Source organism: Lewinella cohaerens DSM 23179, from assembly GCF_000379805.1.
Taxonomy (GTDB): Bacteria; Bacteroidota; Bacteroidia; order Chitinophagales; family Saprospiraceae; genus Lewinella; species Lewinella cohaerens.
The window spans coordinates 133,596-154,368 of record NZ_KB903537.1 but is presented as its reverse complement, the minus strand read 5'-3'; the positions used below and the strand labels follow the sequence as shown (position 1 = coordinate 154,368).

General features: G+C 46.5%; 9 protein-coding genes. 6 read left to right on the top strand and 3 right to left on the bottom strand.

All coding sequences use genetic code 11. The annotated features are described in order from the left end of the window. Nucleotides 1-5: 5 nt before the first annotated feature. On the bottom strand, nt 6-2,975 hold the full coding sequence (porW, locus tag A3EU_RS0108025; protein ID WP_020535628.1) for a type IX secretion system periplasmic lipoprotein PorW/SprE: 2,970 nt from the start codon (nt 2,973-2,975) through the stop codon (nt 6-8). A gap of 205 nt (nt 2,976-3,180) precedes the next feature. Between porW and A3EU_RS29775 the strand changes: the two genes are divergently transcribed. Both A3EU_RS29775 and A3EU_RS32615 read left to right on the top strand, forming a co-directional pair. Continuing rightward, entirely contained in the window at nt 3,181-4,095 is a 915-nt protein-coding gene (locus tag A3EU_RS29775) for a M23 family metallopeptidase (protein WP_020535627.1), read from the top strand. Between the two features lie 350 nt (nt 4,096-4,445). Continuing rightward, on the top strand, nt 4,446-9,053 hold the full coding sequence (locus A3EU_RS32615; protein WP_020535626.1) for a S8 family serine peptidase: 4,608 nt from the start codon (nt 4,446-4,448) through the stop codon (nt 9,051-9,053). 72 nt (nt 9,054-9,125) lie between these two features. Here the strand turns inward: A3EU_RS32615 and msrA are convergent, their stop codons facing one another. After that, complete coding sequence (gene msrA, locus A3EU_RS0108010; RefSeq protein WP_020535625.1) at nt 9,126-9,842, bottom strand: peptide-methionine (S)-S-oxide reductase MsrA; 717 nt, start codon at nt 9,840-9,842, stop codon at nt 9,126-9,128. 173 nt (nt 9,843-10,015) lie between these two features. On the opposite strand from msrA, the gene A3EU_RS0108005 reads away from it, so the two are divergent. The 4 genes from A3EU_RS0108005 to A3EU_RS0107990 all read left to right on the top strand — a co-directional run bounded on the left by A3EU_RS0108005 (nt 10,016) and on the right by A3EU_RS0107990 (nt 13,396). After that, on the top strand, nt 10,016-10,945 hold the full coding sequence (locus tag A3EU_RS0108005) for a hypothetical protein (protein ID WP_156825698.1): 930 nt from the start codon (nt 10,016-10,018) through the stop codon (nt 10,943-10,945). 78 nt (nt 10,946-11,023) lie between these two features. Further along, nucleotides 11,024-11,914: a DUF6175 family protein gene (locus A3EU_RS0108000; protein WP_020535623.1), complete on the top strand. Its 891-nt coding sequence runs from the start codon at nt 11,024-11,026 to the stop codon at nt 11,912-11,914. A 29-nt stretch (nt 11,915-11,943) separates the two neighbouring features. Then, nucleotides 11,944-12,519, top strand: a complete 576-nt coding sequence (locus A3EU_RS0107995) for a methyltransferase domain-containing protein (RefSeq protein WP_020535622.1) — start codon at nt 11,944-11,946, stop codon at nt 12,517-12,519. Between the two features lie 31 nt (nt 12,520-12,550). Further along, nucleotides 12,551-13,396 carry a hypothetical protein gene (locus tag A3EU_RS0107990; protein WP_020535621.1) on the top strand — a complete coding sequence of 282 codons (846 nt, stop codon included), beginning with the start codon at nt 12,551-12,553 and terminating at the stop codon, nt 13,394-13,396. A 327-nt stretch (nt 13,397-13,723) separates the two neighbouring features. Here A3EU_RS0107990 and A3EU_RS0107985 read toward each other — a convergent pair whose 3' ends face one another. Next, complete coding sequence (locus tag A3EU_RS0107985; protein ID WP_020535620.1) at nt 13,724-20,653, bottom strand: T9SS type B sorting domain-containing protein; 6,930 nt, start codon at nt 20,651-20,653, stop codon at nt 13,724-13,726. Between the last annotated feature and the right edge of the window lie 120 nt (nt 20,654-20,773).

Sequence of the window (20,773 nt, the reverse complement as noted above, 5' to 3'; positions counted from 1 at the left end):
TTTTTTTAGTAACTCTCCTGAAAGAAAGCAGGATAACCATCGACGGAACGATTTCTCAACACCTCGCGGTAATTACTCTGGGTGATTGGTAAGATTTGAAAAGGAACCTCATCGGGATTGATGAAGTCTGCTCCATTCTTTTGAACACCATCATAATAAGACATGGCGGCATCTTTATTTTTGAAACGACGCAATACCAGTACCGGAACGTCATTGCTCTGGCCGAGATAAACATTAGAGATTCGCAGTTTATCCAAGTTGTGGTATTTACGGTTGTAGTCAGAGACTTTTATCTTATTGGCGTTAAGGTCAATGTCATCTGACTCAAAGACGATGATCACGTAGTGAAGCTCATTGTCTGCAACCTGAAAAGCGCCGCTGGTCTCCTGAGTATTACCAGGCAAACTAGCTCCTGCGCCCCCTAAAAGGCGTAGGATTTCCTTCGCACGTGTCTCTTCCGGCGAACTAGGGTAAGTCGCAATGACCTTTTGCAATTCACTGATATAGGCTTCCTTTCCCTCTGTACTACCGGTGCTCATGGCAGTTAGTAGTGCATAGCGAGGTTTTAAAGGGTGCTTGCCAACCAGGCGGCCAGCATTGGTTTTCGACTGGGTGATTACCTGCTCGAACTGTCCTTGTTCAAAAAGTTGGTAAACTTCGTCGTAGGTACGATTAAGCTGCCGTTCTCCATCCATGAACTCTTGTGCATAGTTGGGGTTTATCAGAATTTGACCGAACGTAGAGGTAGGGTATTTCTGCAAAATCTTATCCTTGTACACTTGAGCTTCAGCAGTATTGTTGAGTTCGGAGTGGGCAAGGTAGAGGTAATACCAACTGTCCAATTCGTGGATGTGCCCAGGGAAACGTTCGTTGAGTTCCTCCAGGATATCTACACACTTCTGGTTGTTTTTGAGTCGATCACGGTAGAGGCGACCCAATTCAAACATTGCCTTTTTAATTTGTAGGCGAGCACCTTCCTGAGCGCCATTATCCTTAGGGACATCAGAAAGAATTTTATCGATTTGTTCCTGGGTTAGCAGGTTGAGGTCGATTTCTTCTGCTTCTTCCACGGTGTCAAAGCCAGCATCTGCACGATTACTACGCCGCCAGTTGTCTTCCAGTGGGCGGTCTCCCCAGCGGCGATCGAATTCCCGAGCACCACGCTTCATCACGCGATCATCATAAGCGAAGAAACTAGATTCTGTACGCAAGGAAGGGCCAGCAGAAGGCCTGCCAGACATCGCCACCCGAGCAGTCGATGAGTTAAACTTATCGCGACCAGTATTGGCATCATCTGTTTTACCTACGCCTTTGGCTTCATAGAGCTTCTTCGCAAGCTCGGCTTGTTCTTCCGGGCTCATTGCTGCAATTCTCAGAAGACTATCCTGTAGGGTAATCGTTTCCAGATTGCGAGCAATATCTACCAGGTTATCGCGCAAGCGTTCTGTTGCAGGGAAGCGTTCATCACCAGGGTTCATTACGCTAAGTGCACTGTCGAAATAGGTCTTTGCAGCAAGGTAATCCTCCTTGGCATAATAAAGGCTACCAAGGATATAGTAAGCTTCGGCCTGTTGAGCAGCATTAGAGCTGCCTACACTCAGGCTCTGTTCAAGCAAAGCTATACCTTCTATTTCATTGCCCTGGGCAAGCTGAATGCCAGCCATCGCGAAGTAAATTTGATCTTGGTAAAGTTCATTTTTCTCGTCTTTGAGCATGCGCTCCAGGTTGGCGATTGCTTCTTCGGCAGAACCCTTGCCTGACAGGTAAGCGTTTTGCGACATGTTTAGGCGAGCAGCAAACTCCATCGCGTAAGCTGGCTTGTACCTCACTACTTGTTGGTAAGCAGTATAAGCGCCTTCACTATTACCTAGTTGTTGATAAAGTTGGGCCTGAATAAAGGAAAAACGAGCCTTTTCATCTTTATTTTCTGCGCGATCAACAGCTTCGTCCAAGGCTTGAGCTGCTATATCGTAATCCCCCTCTTTAATTGCCAGATGTGCCATGGCAACAGCTATTTCACTACGCAAGTCGTTGAAAGTAGCCGGGTTTTTCTCCATCTGATTAAGAATACGACGAGCTGCATTGTAGTTGTCTCTTTCGATGTAGGTTCTTGCTAGCCACAATTGCCCCTCCTGATAAGCTGGGCGGTGTTTGAGGCGGTATTGGTCAGTATCCCCATCGACACCTCCGGTAACAGGGTCTTTCGAAAGGCGTACCATACCTACCGGAGGCAATTCGTCGGTTTCGGTAGCGGTGGGTTCATCGGTAGTAGTGGGGGCAGGCTTTGGTGTTTCATCAGGAACTTCGGGGTCCTTGGGGGGGGTCTTGCCCCGACGACGTGCCTTCTCCCTTTGCTTTTTGCGTTTTTGAACTTCCCTGTTGTATTTTTTGCGAGCTCTCTGACGTTGTTTGGTCGTTAAAGGCTTTTCGCCTTCCAAACCAGCAGAAGTACTGGTGTTTTTGCTACTTCTCGAGTTTCTGCTAGCGCCAGATTTTCCTTTACGGCGGCTGTTTTTCTGTTGCTCGGCTTTAGCGGCTTTATCCTCAGGCGGATATTCGTTTAGAAGAAATCGGAAAGCTTTTTCAGCGCTTTCGTAATCCTGTTTGAGGTAAAGCGCTTTCCCTGCCAAGAGATAACAATCATCTGACCACTGGCTATAAGGGTGAAGGTTGATAACAACGGTTACCTTTTTGAGTGCCTCGTCGACCTGCTCTGAAATGACCTTGGGGTTATCTACTTCCGTGTATTCGTAAATATCCAGCAACTCAAGATAATTATCCTGATGCTGCTCTGCCAGTTGCAATTTCGAAGCTTCAATGATTTCATTGGCATTGAAATAGCCATTATAGTGAGCAGTGGTGTTGTGCCATAATTTACCTACGGTCGTTAGCTCTCCTTTCTTCTTTTGGGTAGTACAAGCCGTAAGCACTACCATGCTGATTGCAATCCAAAAGAGCTTGTTAATCTGTCTCAAGCCAAGTAATTTTTGTGATGAGCAAAGAATTATTCACTTATCTTTGCCGAAATTCTAACAAAGGTATTTTTAATTGTCCATACTTCAAACCCTAAAGAAAGTCGTTTAAGTCTCCAAATCGTTGATTTTAACGACAGAATGAAGGATGTGTCCAATTTAATCCACCTTAGTAAACGTGGAAAAGCAGGTAGAAGTATAGAATACTATGGAAGATTTAGAGGGAAAACAAGGAAGTAGCGCCTGGCAGCGCTGGAGAGCTAGCCTCAACAACCGTTACCGAATGTCGGTAATGAACGAGGATACCTTTGAAGAGGTGCGTTCTTTCCAACTTAGCTTGATGAATGTTTACTTGGCACTGAGCAGTATTGTGGTGTTAGTGGCACTAGTTGTAGTTGTTCTGATCGCTTTCACACCACTGAAAAAATACCTGCCCGGCTTTGGTGATGTGGTTGCTCGCGAAGAATTGATGGAGCTATCCACTGAAATTACTTCCCTTGAAAGGGAACTAGAAGCTCAAACAGCTTATGCTGATAATTTTCGTAACCTCTTATTGGGGAAATACCAATCGGTATTGGAATCTCAGCAAGGGATTGATTCTGCCGCTTTAGAGAACCTGGATAATATTGAAGAAGTCACCATCTCAGCAGAGGAAATGCAGCTGCGCCGAGAGATGGAACTGGAATCCGTTGGTGCAGCTGCACGGAATTCCCGCCAACAACCCATTTCCGGTAGCCGTGATATTCCGCTGGAGCAATTGTTTTTTGTTGCCCCGATACGGGGCGAAATTATCGGCGGATTTGAGTTGGATGAGAACCACAACGGGGTCGATATTATCGCTGCTAAAGGAACAGCAGTAAAGGCCGCAATGGATGGCTTTGTTATTCTTTCTGACTATACTTACGATACAGGGTATACCATAGGTATTCAACACCAGAATGGCGTGATTTCGTTTTACAAGCACAACCAAGAGCTACTCAAAGAAGTAGGGAGCTTTGTAAAAGGCGGTGAAGCGATAGCAATCATCGGAAACACGGGCCACCAGACAACTGGCCCACACTTGCATTTTGAGCTATGGTGGCACGGAATTCCCGTCGATCCGGTTGATTATATTAGATTTTAACAATTATATTAGATTAATGCAGCGATTGAGTAAACGGTCGCTTTAGAACAAGGAGCGGTATAGAAAAGGCGTTTATTTCCTTTTTGAGTCGAAATTCTACTTTTTATTTCGAACCTGATTTAAGGAAGACGCAAGTTCTTAGCGTGTTAAACATTGTTTTTTTATTTATATTTGTAATTCAAAGCTGTCCCCAATAATGTCTTATTTTGTTTTTTTATGCTTTGAAACACTGTATTTGCCGTAAAAAATAGCCGGCCAACTACTCGTCGGTTTTTTCCATCTGATGCAAAGGGAGGATGAGCAATTGAATGTTCAGCCTACCCGTCCAAACATTTTTTAAACACAGAACTATGCGATACCTGGTATGGCTAAGTTTGGTGTGCGTACTATCAGCAGCAGGTTATAGTCAGAATGGAAATGGGATATTATTGAATAATGAACTCATTGCGACACCCTCTGTTCAAAGGAACACACTCCCGACATATTGGCCGGAAAATAATTGCGACCCACTTAATGGTTGTTATGCTATTGTTCAATTTGAAGGAATAGCTTCAGATGAACGAAAAATGGAGTTGGCTGAACTTGGCCTTTTCTTTCATAAATACTTGAATAACTATGCTTATCTGGTGAGCAATACGCAGCCGGATGAATTCCTTCTAGAGGATGATATGCTTCAGGTTGTTCCGCTAGAGGCCCAGCACAAGCGGCCCAATGCTCCCCTTAATTTTGGTAGTGGTGAAGAAAATACCACGACATATCACCTCATTGGAGTACCTTTTCCTGGGGTCAGTCTTCTGCAATTAGCACAAGCACTTGAAAATGAAGGGGCTTCTATTTTATCTTTTCAGGAGAAATGGTTGACTTACGAAATTGCTATTGATGACCTGTCGTTAGCATTGTCTTGCCCGCTTTTGAAGTACACGGAAGCTGCTCCGGTGGCTCCAATTCCAGAAGGGAATATTGGCCGCCTCAGCAGTAGAATTATTCGTTCTTTTACTGGCTTCCCTTATACCGGAGAGGGAATGGCAATTGCTATCGGTGACGATGGTGGTGTCTTTCATCTTGATTTTCATGGCCGACTTGTTGATCATACACAATACGACACGGGAAGTCATGCCGAGATGACCAGTGGTATGGCTGCGGGTGCTGGTAATATCAATCCTGCTACAGCAGGAAGTGCTCCGGGAGCAATGATTCACCTTTTTGACATAAGCTCCTACACCCATGTGGATCTTGCACCGCTTCATTTTGAAGATTTTGGTACTGCAATCACCTCCACTTCATTTGGAGAAGGATGCGGAGAAGTATATGAACAGTCAACTGTTACCATTGACGATCAGGTGTTCAATAACCCACATTTATTACACGTATTTTCTGCGGGAAATCACGGTACGGATCCTTGTTACAATCCTTACAGCTGGTTAGGTGCCAACCAGTCTGGTAACTATTACGCTACGATTACGGGTGGCCGTAAGGCTGGAAAGAATGTTCTTGCAATAGGAAATATTGATTGGAACGATGAATTATTATCCAGTAGCAGCCGAGGCCCAACGCCTGATGGCAGAATTAAGCCTGATCTTAGTGCTTTAGGGCAAAATGATTATACCACTGGGCCGAATAATACTTACCGCTATAGTTCTGGAACCTCAGCAGCAGCACCCAATACTGTCGGAGCTTTTGCTATCCTCTATGGTTATTACCGGGAAACCCACAATAATGCCTACCCTTCCTCTGCCTTAATCAAGGCGCTTACCTTGAATACTGCTGATGACCTGGGCGTTGCTGGCCCCGATTTTCACTATGGCTGGGGGCGTATGAATGCTCGCAAGGCGCTAGCCAGTTTGCAAGCCGAAAACTACCTTCAAGGAACAATTTCGCACCAACAAACACAGTCATTTCAGTTGGCGATCCCCAGTGGTGCCCAACGCGTAAAAGTCATGTTGTACTGGCACGATCCAGCGGGCAGTGTATTGAGTGCCAAAGCATTGGTAAATGACTTGGACTTACGGGTAGAAAAGCCTAATGGCCAACAGCAATTGCCTTGGATACCGAGTGCATTCCCCGATCTTGATAGCTTGGGAAGAGCTGCACTTCCTGGACTGGATCGCCTCAATAATGTAGAGCAAGTAGTAATTGATCAGCCTGCTGCTGGTTATTACAACCTCATCGTAGAAGGCTTTGAAGTACCTGAAGGACCACAGAATTACTATGTGGTATATGAAATAGAAATGTCTCCTATGGAGCTGCTTAGTCCCCAAGTAGGGGAGACGTATGTACCAGCTGAAGAGACGATGATTGTTTGGGATGCAGTGACGAACGGACAGCCTTTTTCCCTTGATGTTTCGTACAACAATGGTCAAAGCTGGTCTAACCTGGCAAACAACTTGGCACCAACGACCCGTTCTTATGTATGGTCGGTGCCTAATAATGCAACCAGTGAGTTGAAGTTTCGCCTCCGCCGGGGGAGTACGACTTTGGTTTCGCAACAGCGGGGTGTTATATCTTCTGTTCCAGAATTTAGGGTAGACTATCAGGATGCCAGTACGGCGCTTGCTAGTTGGGAACCGGTACCAGGTGCGGTCGCTTATGAAGTCTTTCGACTTGGAGATCAATACATGGAAGTTGTTGAGAATACCACCGACTTAAGTGTTGAATTAGATGCTGTTGTTGGCGAAAAATATTGGCATTCAGTAGCCCCGGTTTTCCCTAATGGCTTGAGTGGTCGTCGTGCGAATGCACAAGAATACGAGCATTTTGGTTGTGAAACAGTGGTAACTCTCGCCTTGCAATTTGATCTTTATCCTGGAGAAACCTCTTGGTATATCCTAGATGCTACGGGAGCAATAAGAAATTCGGGAGGCCCTTACACTGGGACACCTGCCTTTAGTTACCTGGAAGAAACGATTTGCCTGCCGCCGGGCTGTTTCACGCTAGTTGTTACAGATGCTTACAGTGATGGAATGTGCTGTGCCAATGGCGATGGCTGGTTCCGTCTCACAGATGGTTTTGGTAATGAATTGGTCTCTGGTGGTGAATTTAATGCTATTAGCTATGACCTTTTTTGTGTAGAAGAAAATGGTACTCCTCCACTTCAAGCAACGACTACAATTATCAATCGGATTGATTGTTCGGGCGATCTCACCGGAGCGCTGGGCGTAACCGCAACTGGTGGCAGTGGAAGTTACACCTATTCTTGGAGTACAGGAAGTCAGCAAACAACGATTACAGGCCTTGGCGCTGGTTCCTATACTGTTCAGATTAATGATGGTACCCAAACAATTACCCGTTCTGTTATGCTGACAGCGCCGTCGCCTTTGCATTATAACTATTCTGTAATGCCTGCTATATGTGCCCAAGGGAGTATTACGATTCTGCCTAGTGGAGGTACAAGCCCTTATCAAATTGACTGGGCAGATGGAGCAGTGGGCGGCATCCGAACCGGACTTGCTGCCGGTGATTACTATGCTATGATTACGGACGCCAATGGTTGCTTCACCACTGCTAATATTTCGGTTGAGGGTGCCCCACCTTTGGTCGTTTCGTTAAATGCGCAGTCGCCTAATTGCCAGTTTGCAAACAGTGGCAGCATTAGTGCTACCGTTTCTGGTGGCAGTGGGAATTATTCCTATCTCTGGAGTAATGGTGCTACTGGCAGTAATTTTATTGGAGGGTTAGCCGCAGGGAATTACTCGCTCACGGTAACAGATGGAAACTGTTCAACGGTGGCTTCTACCCAGTTGGTAAGCCCTGTTGGCCTTTCTGTATCAGGAACCAGTGTGAATCCACTTTGTTTCAATGGCCAAGATGGTTGGATTGCCCTTGAGGTAAATTCAGGCACGGCTCCCTTCTCTTATTTTTGGGCAGATGGAAGTCAGGATGCTATCCGTTCAGGTTTAAGTGGCGGTGTGTATTTGGTGACGATTACTGATGCTGCTGGCTGTAGTGCCGTGCGTGGTTTTCCGCTGCAAAATCCACAAGAACTGGAGTTGGGCGTAAGTGTTACCCATGCTACTGCCGGAAATAATGGTGCTATTGAAATCGCCGTCAATGGCGGAGTAGGCCCTTATGTGGTGGATTGGGAGCATGGTGACCAAGGGCAGCAGATATCCAATCTTTCGCCGGGGCAGTATACTGCTCATGTTACCGACCAAAACGGTTGCCAGGCCAGTACCGAAGTCTGGGTAAATGATGAAAGTACGGATGGCCCAGGCTTGGTATATTGTGAGTCTCAGGGAGCAAACACTAATTACGAGTGGATAAGTGCAATTTTTGTCAATGGCAACAATTATGCCAGCGGCAACGATGATGGCTATGGAGATTATACCTCCATTGTCTTGCACCTGGAAAAAGATGCTACACATACTCTTAAGTTGGTGCCGGGCTATACCAGCACAAATTATAACGAGTTCTGGAGGGTATGGATTGATTATAACCGCGACGGAGATTTTGCGGACCCAGGAGAAGAGGTCACATCAATCGGGCCTCAGGCAGGTTTCGTCAATACTCAATTTACGCCTCCGTCAAATGCTCAGGGTACTACCCGTATGCGAATTTCTATGCGTTATGGCAGTCCTGCTTCCTATTGTGCGAATATCAGTTACGGTGAAGTAGAAGACTATACCATTGAGTGGATAGAAGGTGATAATGCCAATGATGGAAATATGAACCTGCAGACTTGGCCGGGTATTTCGCAGAATACCTCTAGTGTGGGCTTATGGTCGGTTTATCCAAACCCAACAGCAAATAATGCTCAATTAAGCGGTTGGACCAAGACGGAGGAAGACGTAGAAATGTTTTTGCAGGATGCGCATGGGCGTATCATCAAGAAAGATTATATCCAGCTAGGTGGTGGTGACTTCACGATGCCAGTGAAAATGGATTACCTGCCACCGGGTAATTACCAGGTAGTGATTCAAGGAGCTACTTGGCAGGAAACGCTACGTTTGTTTAAATATTAGTAAGCCTTTAATGGCAGAGTTGTTGTAGAGGGATGTGGGACGATCTAAACGTCCCACATCCCTCTATGTTTTTTAAGCCTTTTCTAAATATTGAGCGTATTCCTTTGCGAATTTTTCCACCTTGGGACGGCTGACCCGCTGGATGTAAGGATTTTCAGGATGCTGAGGATAATAATTCTGATGGTATTCCTCTGCCAGGTAGAAGGTGCTGGCAGCAGTGATTTCTGTGGCTATAGCTTGGTCATATTTACCAGTGCTGTTGAGTTTGTCTTGGTAGGCGCGGGCTTTGCTGGCTTGTTCATCATTTAGATAAAACACACCAGAACGGTACTGGGTGCCTACGTCCGGCCCCTGCCGGTTGAGTTGGGTAGGATCATGGCTGGCATAGAAGAACTCTAACAATAAGTCATAAGAGACAATAGTGGGGTCAAAATAGACCACGACAGCCTCGGCATAACCCGTTCTGCCGGTTCCGATTGAACTGTAAGTCGGCCGCATTCCCTCTTCTCCACCAACATAGCCGGAATAAACACCTTTTACGCCTTTTACGCGTTCAAAGACCTCTTCGGTACACCAAAAACAACCGCTGGCAAAAATGGCCTGGCTGTAATCCTCCAATGCACGATCGAGTTGGGCCTCTGCAAGTGTAGGGGTATCAGAAGCGGAATAAGATGGCGCGGGTTCTTCTGTAGGTGGCGGCATTTCCTGGGCCGTTGTCGTTTGTGATGTAGAAGGATTGCAGGCTAGTAAAACTAGCGAAAAGAGTAATAAGCAATACGTAGGTTTCATAATTGTTGTTTTTTAAGGAACGCCACTGTAACAATAATTTGATTCGTAAAGATCATCCTTTTTGATAATAATGACTGCACAAGGACAGTTTAGAGGCTGTCATGGCATTTTCTGGAATACGGTTACCTTTGTGATTTAAGTGCAATGAAGTTGTTATGAGCTTACTCTTTCCTATGAAAAGTTTATTTAGAAATTTCTGTCTGCTGTTCTTGCTCCTTGTCTTTTCGCTGGGTGTTGAAGGCCAATCTGTAGTACCTACGATTGGAGTACCGACCTTTGTCAGTGATGTAGAGATGGGAGAGGGTAGCCTGCTCTTACTTGGAGAAGCTGCCGAACGAGGTTTGACCGAAAACGAAGGATTCCGTATCGTTGATCGCCGTCGCCTTGATGCAGTTTTTATGGCGCGGGAAGAAGTCCGCCACGAGGACTACCTGGCCAGCGATCGGGAAAGTATTGCTGCACTGGGTGCTGATTACTTACTGGTCGGTCGGGTACTGAGCCGCAAGTTAGTCCCTCGCCAGTCGACTTCTCCTGATGGACTGCCTACGAAGACAGTAAGCTTGCGTTACCAATTGAAACTAAGCCTGCTGGATGTACGCACTGGTCAATTGATGAAAGCTGAAACCAGTCACTTGGAAGGGTTTCTAAGTACCCGGGTCGGTGAGCCGGAAATGGATGCGCCGCTTGAGAGCTTGATCGCTCAGGTCGAACGCAAGGCTGCTGCTCAGTTATCAAAACAAGTGAGGAGGTTTGTTTTACGAACTTTTCAGGGCGGAATGCAGGTTGTGGATGTTTTACATGAAAGCCGAAATAAAATCAATGAGGTTTTGGTGGCAACCACAATGCCAAATTTTTCTGGACAGGAACTGAAAATTTACTTCAACGAATACTATGTGATCAGTGGCGATACCCTTGCACGGCCGATTGTCTTGGCAGAGGCACGCATTCAGCGGCAAGAAGATCGCCTATTGGAATGTAAAATATTGAAAGGTTCGACCCAGCTGTATGATGCTCGCGAAGAAGGGCACGTGCTTTATGCTGTTCCCGGTGATCAAAAGTCGCACTGGTTAATGAAAATGATGTTTTTGGGACTGGTGGATTAGATGAAGGTGCTCACTGGCGTTCGCGGGATCGTGTATAGAGTTCCTACACCTCGACACGAATACTAAAACGATAAAGAAATGAGAAAATATACCCTATTACTGTTGTTTTTCTATAGCTGTACCCAGTTGGTTATGGCCCAAACAGAACCCCGATTGGATAGTATGCCTGGGTATCAGCCTACCATCATGGTTATTCCCTTTGCGAAACAAGGGGAAGACTGGCGGCAGCAATTGGAGCAAGATAAAGTAATGCTGACCGCTGTGACGGCGGTACGCGAAGGCTTCGCAGCAGCGGGTTACAGTACGGTTGATTTACGTGCGCGGTTACGGCAGTTAGCCAACGATCAGACCATTGAGTGGGGCAACCTCACGAGCGTCAAACAAGAAGTGATCGAATTGTCTGGCGCAGATATCTACGTGGAGGTAGAACCTATTATCAATGAATCTTATAACGGCAGTACAGGTGGCCTTATAATGACGGCCTACGATGCCGTTTCGGGGGTGTCGCTGGCCAATCATACTTCGCATTCCCCAAGCTTTTATACCAAACAGTATGAGCGTTTGGTGCAAAGAGCAGCCGAAGAAGGACTCCCCGAGTTCATCCCGCAGATAACGTCAAGTTTTCATGATATGCTCATGGCTGGGCGTGTGTTAGCGTTGAACATAACGCTCTCGCCTTCGGTGAGCTACGACCTGGACAGCCCTGTAACAGGTAGTGACCTGCTACTGGCAGAAGTCATTGCCAACTGGTTGGGCGAAAATACCCTCCGGGGCCAGTACCACCTACAAGGAATGACGGCCACCAAGATGATCGTCGACCAGTTGAGAGTACCCTATTTGCATCCCACAAATGGCCAGCCTTACCGGGCTTACCGTTTTGCGGTAAAACTCAGGAACTTCCTCCGCGAGTTGGGATACGACTGTGAACGTGATGTGCAGGGAAACAAAATATTCATTACACTCAACTAGGTTGTCTGTGATGAAGAAAACAGGAAACAATGAAAGTTGAGTACGATAACTATTATCAATCAGAAAACTTATTTGGAAGTCCATACCCTGAATTGATAGATTTTTATTCGGGGATAAAGGTAAAAGGCAAACTACTGGATCTTGGTTGTGGACAAGGAAGGGACGCCATCGCTTTGGCAAGATTAGGCTTTGTTGTAACAGGAATAGATAATTCCAAAGTTGGAATTGGGCAGTTAAATGAAATTGCAAAAAAAGAAAACTTGCCATTACTCGGAATCGTTGACGACATTTTCAACTACTCGAATTTTGGAGAATTTGAATTTATTCTTTTGGATAGCATGTTCCATTTTGGTAAAAAAGAAAGAGTAAAGGAAACGGAATTTTTAAACAGAGTTATAGCCGAATCAAAACCAAATACATTAATCACAATTTGTATTCAAAAAACGGGTAGGAAATTAGAAATTCTTAATTCGATAATTTCGAATAGTAACGATTTGGAAATCACTCATCAAGTCGAATTGATTTACATCTATGAGGATAAAGAATCAAACCATCATTCAGAAACAAAGTACGAAATGGTTTCGGTAAAGAAGATGAATAAATGAATACGGCACACACTCTCTTAACTAGCTAATTATGCGATTATTTTCACTGCTTTTGCTCCTCTCTGGTTTCCTTAACGGAATGGCACAGGATATCCCCCTGCAATTACGCTTTGCAAAAAGTGTGGAGAAGGATGTTGTGCAACGACTCACGCCAGCTCTACAACGTAATGGTGCGCTACTGGACAGTCTCTCGGGCGTATTGCTGGAAGCTGATTTGGTACTCGCCCGTGAAGGGCAGATAGAGGGGATGCGTACCCGTTTTGTAGCCGCTTATGATCTACTGGTCAATTTGAGGTTAAGCGGTAGCGACCAAGTGATAAGCACTGCCAGCACATCGCTGCAAGCAACGGGTAGTTCTCTGGCTGACGCTCGTCGGAATGCCCTCCGGCAATTGACGAACGGCGGCACCTCAGCCAATCGCTTATGGGAAACGCTAAAGGCGGATTATCAAAAGACGTTTACAGCCAACTGTAATGACTTATTGGCTACAGCTGCCCAACAAGCGGAAAGGGGCAACTTACTCACGGCCCTCGCCATCACGGATGCGATCCCGATGGCTTCTCCCTGTTATGCTCAGGCCCGGAATAAGCGCCAGGCTTACTACCTGGATTATCAGGCAGCGTCTTGTCGGCAACATCTGGACATGGCTCACCAGCAGTTGGCCTTGGAAATGCCTAAGGCTGCGCTCGACGAAATTGGCAAAATAGACCCTTCTTCAGATTGTGGCGGAGAAGCCCGGCAACTGGTAGAAAAAGCGGCAGCTCAATTGAAGGACCAGCAGTCGCGAAAGGCACAATTCCTAAGGCAGGTTTATCAAAATCAGGTGCAAATAGAACAAGCACGCAACACCATTATTTCCGATTTGGTGAAGGAATAGTTTTAAACCACCAAAGGATTTTTAAAACCATATAAGGACATGTAAGGAATTATAAGGGCCTAGCCCAATAGGGTGAATTCACGAGTTTACCCGACCCAACGGAGACATTTGTTCTAAACCACCAAAGGCACCAAAGGTTTTTCTAAACCATGTAAGGAAATAGAAGGGATTATAAGAGGGCTGCTAGCTAGGGTGAATTCACGAATTTACCCGACCCAAACAGAGACATTTGTTCTAAACCACCAAAGAGAAAATCTCTGCTGCCTTTGGTGGTGAAAAAAATAAACCCTTAAATTTCCTTATAATCCCACATATGGTTTAAAACCACTATTTCATCAGTACCACATCGCCTGTGATCAGTTCCGTACTGCCATCGGTGTAGCGGACTTGGGCGTAATAGACAAAAACGGCTGGGTTGAGTGGCTCACCCCATAGGGTACCATCCCAACCTAGCGTAGCGTCATTAGGAGGGAAGTTGTCTCTCTCAAAGACCATATTTCCCCATCGGCTAAAGATGCGCAGGCTTTCGATTTCTACTACTTCATCACCAGCGTAAATAGTAAACAGTTCGTTGTTGTCATCTCCATTCGGAGAGAAGATCGTAGGAATGAAAACCCTAGTACGGTTATTGACAAAAACACGCATTGTATCACTAGCGGTACAACCGTTTTCATCAGTGACGGTCAGAAGAATATATTGAGTTTCTTGCGGCGTGATCAATGGCAGGAAAGGGGCATCTTCTTGAAGTAAGCCCGGAGCATTCCACTTCCAATCAATAATAGGGCGAGTTAATTCAGGTTCAAGTTGAAGACTGTCGCCTAGCAATACCTCTTGATCAGGCCCCAGTTCTACACCTAGAGGGAGGGGAACCTCCAAGGTGGCCATTTCATCCCAATCACAACCCTGGCTATCCAAAACTTGTAGCTGATAGGCGCCGGGAGGGAGGTCTTCAAAGAAAGATAAGCTGCTGAATCCCTGGTTGTTTATTTGATAAAGATAAGGAGGGGTACCTCCGAAGACAGCGTTGAGGCTAATACTGCCGGAAAGTTCTCCCACACAAAGCGGCGATACAATTTCTATGTCCAGGCTATCAATAGGGGCACCTTGTAGCACTATTTCGATACTATCAGACGCGGTACAGCCCGTAGAAATATTGGTTACCATTAAGGTATAGGTTCCTGCTACTATTGTCGAGTCCAGGAGGTTGGTACCATCTCCAAGTAGCACGCCATCGGTGCTAGACCATTGGTAACCGTAATTGGCCCCTTGGGAAGAGCCAGTACCGCTTAAATGAATCAAATTTTGGTCGCAATCAATATCACCATCGGTATTGACCTCTACTTCAGGTAGGGTGAAATTGCTGTTAACGAAGACAGAATCAGGGAGGCTGCTACATCCATTTTCGTCAGCTGTTAATACCAGGGTATACCAGCCACTAGCTGTTGCTTCAGCGGTGGAGGTGGTGCTTATTGTTTCTCCGCTTTCATTGGTCCATAAGAACTGAAAACCATCAGGAACTGTAGGAGTAGAGGTACTTAAAGTACTATTAGAATTACTACAAGTGATCGTATCAGCTGGTGCTAAAGTCAATAATGGAAGGGTGAAATCACTGCTTACATTAAAGTCTAGCGTATCTGTACAGCCATTGCCACTATCTGTAACAATGAGCGCATAATTACCAGGACGATCGGTAAACACCTGTGGGGCAGCAAGGTCGGGGAATAAATTACCAGCAGGGGCAGTCTGCCAGGAGTAAAACAGCCCGTTGCTTGTGTTGCTTACGGAATTGGTGCCATCCAGTAACAAGGTGTCTTGTGCACAACTGAGTTGTAAGTTCCCAAGGTTTTCGATGACCGCTTGGGGCGTAGTGAAATCTTCATCAACCAATAAACTGTCCGTGACAAAGCAACCATTACCTGTATCCGTCAATGTTACGAAATACCAACCACTAGCAGCTATGAGTGGGGTAGGGGTATCCTCATCTTCAAGCAAATTACCCACAGGTGTACTCCAAATCCAGCTACTTTCACCATTAAAAGTTGATCCTGTTGCCGACAATCGGACCTCTGGTTGGAAACAGTTAATGAGGGTGTCATTGCCAGCTGTAAGTACCGGTTGGTTGGCGTCTTCGGCGATGAAAACACTATCACGGGCAACGCAACCATTGGCTTGTGATTGTACGTCGAGAAAATACCAGCCGGTTGCATAAACTGTTGGTTGTAACGAGGTAGGGTTGTCTATTTGTGCCATCTCCGGATTGCTCCATAAATAGTTCGCACCACTAGGAGCTGTACCTGCTAGTTGGAGGCTGTTTAGCGTGCAATAAAGGGTGTCTTCTACCCCCACATCAATAACAGGAGGAAGGGTGTCAATACCTACGGTGACGACGAAGCTATTGCTACAACCCGTAACATCATTCTCTGCGGTGTATTGGTATTGACCGGGCGTCGTCACTACAAAGTCTATCGTGTTTTGAGTACACATGATAGTAACTTCATCGCCAAATTCATCAAGGGGGCACCAGCGGGTACTAAAGCTCCCGGTCGTTGGTGGTGAGGCAGTCAGGGTAACGCTGCTCTGTGTGCAGGTAAGCACGGTATCCGGGAAGCTGGTTAGTACGGGGACTTCTTCATCAAGTCTTACGCGCACCGTGTCGGTAGCGGAACAGCCGTTGAGCAGGCTGGTTACCTCCAGGGTATACAATCCGGGACAGGTGACCAAGGGCGTGGTGTTGTCTTCACCAGAAATACACGTAGTATTTGGGGCCGTCCATTGATAGCTTACGCCACTGAGGGTAGAGCCAGTACCATCAAGGGGTATTACATCATCTTGGCAGGTGAGGTCCATGTCTGGTCCAGCTTCGGCCACCGGTAAGACCAGGTTTTCTGTTACTAAAACGGTATCTGTTTGGCTACAGCCAGTGAGCAGGTTTGTTAACTCCAATACGTATTCTCCGGGACTAGTGACTGTTAGCGTGGGAGATGTTTCAGGCAGGTTACCCAAAGTCGTTTCTTCCCAGCGATAACTGTAGTCAAAATTTTCATTGTTGGATAAGTTCTGCAAAAGAATATTGGTACTGTCACAAGTGATCATTCGATCTGGCCCAAGATCAACGAGTGGCGTATTCGTTAATTGCAGGACGGTAGCGGTAACGATGGTGCTGAATCCGAGCGTATCGGTTGCTGTGAGGGTGTAATTACCGGGTAGGTTGACCGTTAAGAATAAGCTGTCTTCGCCTGCTATATCACCGTTTTCATCTGACCACTGAAGAACACAACCTTCACATTCGCGGCAAAATTCTACTTCAAGATTAACGATGGAGGTGATACAGTCAAGGGTATCTACGGGAGCTAAATCAAGACAGGGGACGCAGGTTTGCTCTGTAACTGTAACAAGGTCATTGTCTGAACAACCCGTCTGATTATTGATGACAGAAAAAGTATAGTCACCAGGCTGATTGATCAAAACCGCCAGACTATCAGCATCTTGTTCTATACCCAAGCCATTCCAGGTGTAGGTGTAATCTCCTGCGGGCGGATTGACAAAAGCTTGTAAACGGAAAGTGTCCGCTTGGCAGGGGAACACGGAGCTACCAAACGCAATCGTTGGCGGGCTGTCATTTAGCGTAACCTGTACGACATCTGTACGAATACAACCATTGTCTATATCCTGCGCCATGAACACATAAGTACCGGCAGCATTGGTGGTATAGTTGATGTTCTGAGTAAGGGTGTCATCTGGCTCGAAAAAAGTGGTCCAGGCAAAGGTATAATCATTGATGTTACCCATCACAGAACCCTGTAAGTCAGCGAGGGTGTTGTTACACGTTATTTGTTGGTTGGGGCCAGCTTCGACGATGGGCGCGACGGTGTCGATTAAGACCGTTATTGTTGTGGTATCTCGTAAATTGAAGATACTGTGCTCAACAATCAGTTGATATTCCCCAGGGCAAACCACCTCAATGGTTGGCGAATCAGCAGGAGATAGTAGGCACCCCGCTGATGGCCCCGTCCAGGCATAAGTCTGCGGGCCGATAACTTGGCTATTTGACCCATCTAAAAAGATGGACTGCTGAGCGCAAGTAAGCACTTCAGCGGGATCAATAATCGCCACGGGAGTACAGTCTATCAATACTTCTACGAAAGCTGTATCAGAACAGGATTGGTTAATGTCGCTAGTGACCAATGAATAAATACCTGCTTCTTGAACACTAGGTTGATTATTAGGCAAACTAATGGCTACGTCGTCTAAAAACCATTGAAATACACTGCCAATGCTACCACTGTTGTCCAAAACTACCGACCCTGTTTCACAAGAGAGGTAAGCAGTGTCTGGCAAAATGGAGATGCTGAAATTAGGAGCTAGATTAACCCTGGTGGTATCACTCCCAACACATCCATTGTCAATGTTGGTTACCGTAAGGGTATAAAGTCCGGGGCAATCGGTAAAAATGGCCCAATTGTCCGATTGTGGGGTGATACAGTCGGCGGTCCATTCCCAAGTGACGGGCCTGGAATAAATGGTGCTGTCTGGTTGGAGTTGAACAATGTCGCCACCACAAGTCAACAGTTGGCCTGGCCCTGCGATGACATCTTCTGGGGTAATAAAATCTTCGTCGACTTCAGCGGTGTCAAGGGATGTACAACCATTACGGATGTCAGTAACTTCGAGGGAATAGGTGCCAGCTTCTGTAATCAGTAAGCTGTCGTTGGTGGCATTGGGGATGGGCGTGCCACTACTGTACCACTGATAACTGTAAAAAGGCCCGGTTGAGGTGGTGGAACCTTGCAAAAGAAACATCGCTGAATAGCAATTCAACGTAGTGTCAGGCCCAGCGTCGGCAGTCGGTGCTAGGGTATCTTGTTCTACGAAAACGGTAGATGTATCCCGGCAAAAATTATCCTGACGAATGATGATTAATTCATAATTGCCTGCTTCGGTCACAGGAAATGTGGAGGTATTGGCGTTTTGCCCGGAAGGGCCTGTCCAGTCAAAATCAATGATCCCGTTAGGGGTCGATAGCGTACCATCCAATACTACGGTCTCCTCCGCGCAAGTGAGCGTATCGGCGGGAGCAATCACGGCAAATGCTGGTGTTAGGTCTTCTTCAATCAATAAAGAATCTAGCGCACTACAGCCATTATTGGCATTAATTACTTCCAGGTAGTACCACCCCGGGCAATCAATAATGGCCAGGCCAGGGCCAGGAGTTTCTGTGATGCAAGGCCCAGACCAGCTGGCCGAAATCCCTTGGCCTAAAGAGGCGGAACCATCCAGGGTATCTGCAAGAATGAGACAGTTGAGCGTGAACCCCGGTCCTGTAAAAACATCTGGTGGAAGTTGATCGGCCATGACGTTAACCATACTGGTGTCGGTACAGAAACTAATAGTGTCCTGGACGATAAGTTGGTAATCCCCTGCACTGTTGACGGTAGTAAATAGACTGTCTAGTGGGCCACTAATGCTGCCGTTGGTGGTTTGCCACTGGTAAGTGTAGGCATTACCCATACTGGTCGTTGGCCCTCCAATTTGTACACTTGGTTGGGCGCAGGTGACGCTGGTTGCTGGTCCGGCATCGGCGATAGGCGTATCAAAATTTGCGCTTAAGCTAAAGGTGTCACGGGCAGTACAGATGGTTCCTGAAACTTCCTGACTTATTTCTAAAATATAGGCGCCTTCAGCATCGACTAGTAGAGTGGGGCTGTTGCCTAATATTGTTTCATCAATGGCGAACCATTGAAAACTGAGTTCCCCCGCAGGAGACGATCCGCTACTACTCAAAGTGACTTCCGGTTGAGCACAATCTATTTCTGGCGGGCCAGTGATGGCGGCCTCCGGTTCAAGTACCAATAAGTCTACGATTACCAAACTATCGCAACCGGCTACGGAGGTTAGTAAAATTTGGTAGTTGCCTGTGGTTGTCAATAAACTATCCCCCACCGCAAAGTTTTCACCAACACAAATAACAGGCGCAATCGGTGTGACCTGCTCTGCCAATACGATCAGGTTGAGGTTGACAATGCTGTCGCAACCCAGTTCCACGCTGGCTAGTGTATCACTGTAAACGCCGGTTTCGAAATAAAATTCATTGCCCACGAATACGGTATCTCCAGGGCAGAGGGTCGTATCTATGCTGGTAAACTGCACCTCTTGTACAAAAAGGTCAAGTGTAACGATGCTGTCACAGCCTGCATAATTTTCAAGGTCTACAGTATAAAAACCACCATCAAGGAAGCTTTGCGCCCCAACGACGATACTGTCTCCTCTACAAATGCGCTCATTGAGCCGGGTAGTATCGGGTGGGGCAACGATAGAAACATGGAGGCACTCGGGCGTAAGCAGACCACATAGCCAGGGTTCCAGCCCTTCGAGGTTGGTACGGATACTATCGAGGGTAAGCATTCCGTCAGGGAGTGGAAGGCTATCTAGTTGACTGCTGCGGTACGAGAAGCCACAAATATCATATTCCCCAGCGGCGGCTGCTCGCAGGTCGAGTACAGAATCAAGCTGCTGGTATATGCCGTTGAGACCAATAAGATAGGCGTAACTGTATTCCAGCGTATCCGCTTCGCCAAGGGAAAAGTTGATGTCTGGTGTAATTTGTAAGGTGTCGGCACCCACACAAGCCAGGATATCTTCGTTCTGCCACTCACCCGCTTGGGCAAAGCAGCATTCTACGCCTCGGCTATCGCAAAAAATGAGCCGGAGGTAGGTGATTGCACCGGGATTGTTGGAGGGATTATTGGTAATATTGAACGTCCAGGTTCCATTGACGGGGCCAGTGTTGAAATCTTCGAGACAACCGCCATAGGGATAGTAAGAGCCATTGTAGAAACCAAAGGGCACCCAGTTTTCGACCTGATCGTTGTTCCACTGATCGGCGAAAGCACTATCGGGTTGGGCAACGGAGCCGCAGTTGACCAAGTTGATCTGCCATTGCGTACCAGGGGTGAAAGCGAAAGGGTCATCGCTATTTGGCCCGAGAAGGCCAACCGTTTGGCCGCCGGGAGAAGTAAGTGAAAGCTCAAAATTTTCTACAAACTGATGGACAAACCCCAGTTCAATACCACATAAACCCTGCATTGGATCGCTGAGGTCGTCGTTGAAGTAATCACTTATATCGAGAGATAGGGAACTTGTCGTGTTGGCCGTGAAAATGATTGTATCTCTTTGTCCACAATTTTGGGCAAAGCCCCGCGATAGAAATATCACGGTGAAGATGGAAAGCAGCAAAAGGCGCACAAGCGGTTGGCGCATGGGGTAAATGTTCTTGCAGTTGATAAAACGTCTTAGTATTGCGCAGAAAATAAACTGCGATTTTTTTTCAAGTTTTCCAAGTAGTTAAAACGCTTGAAATGAAGCGCTTATTCAACTATT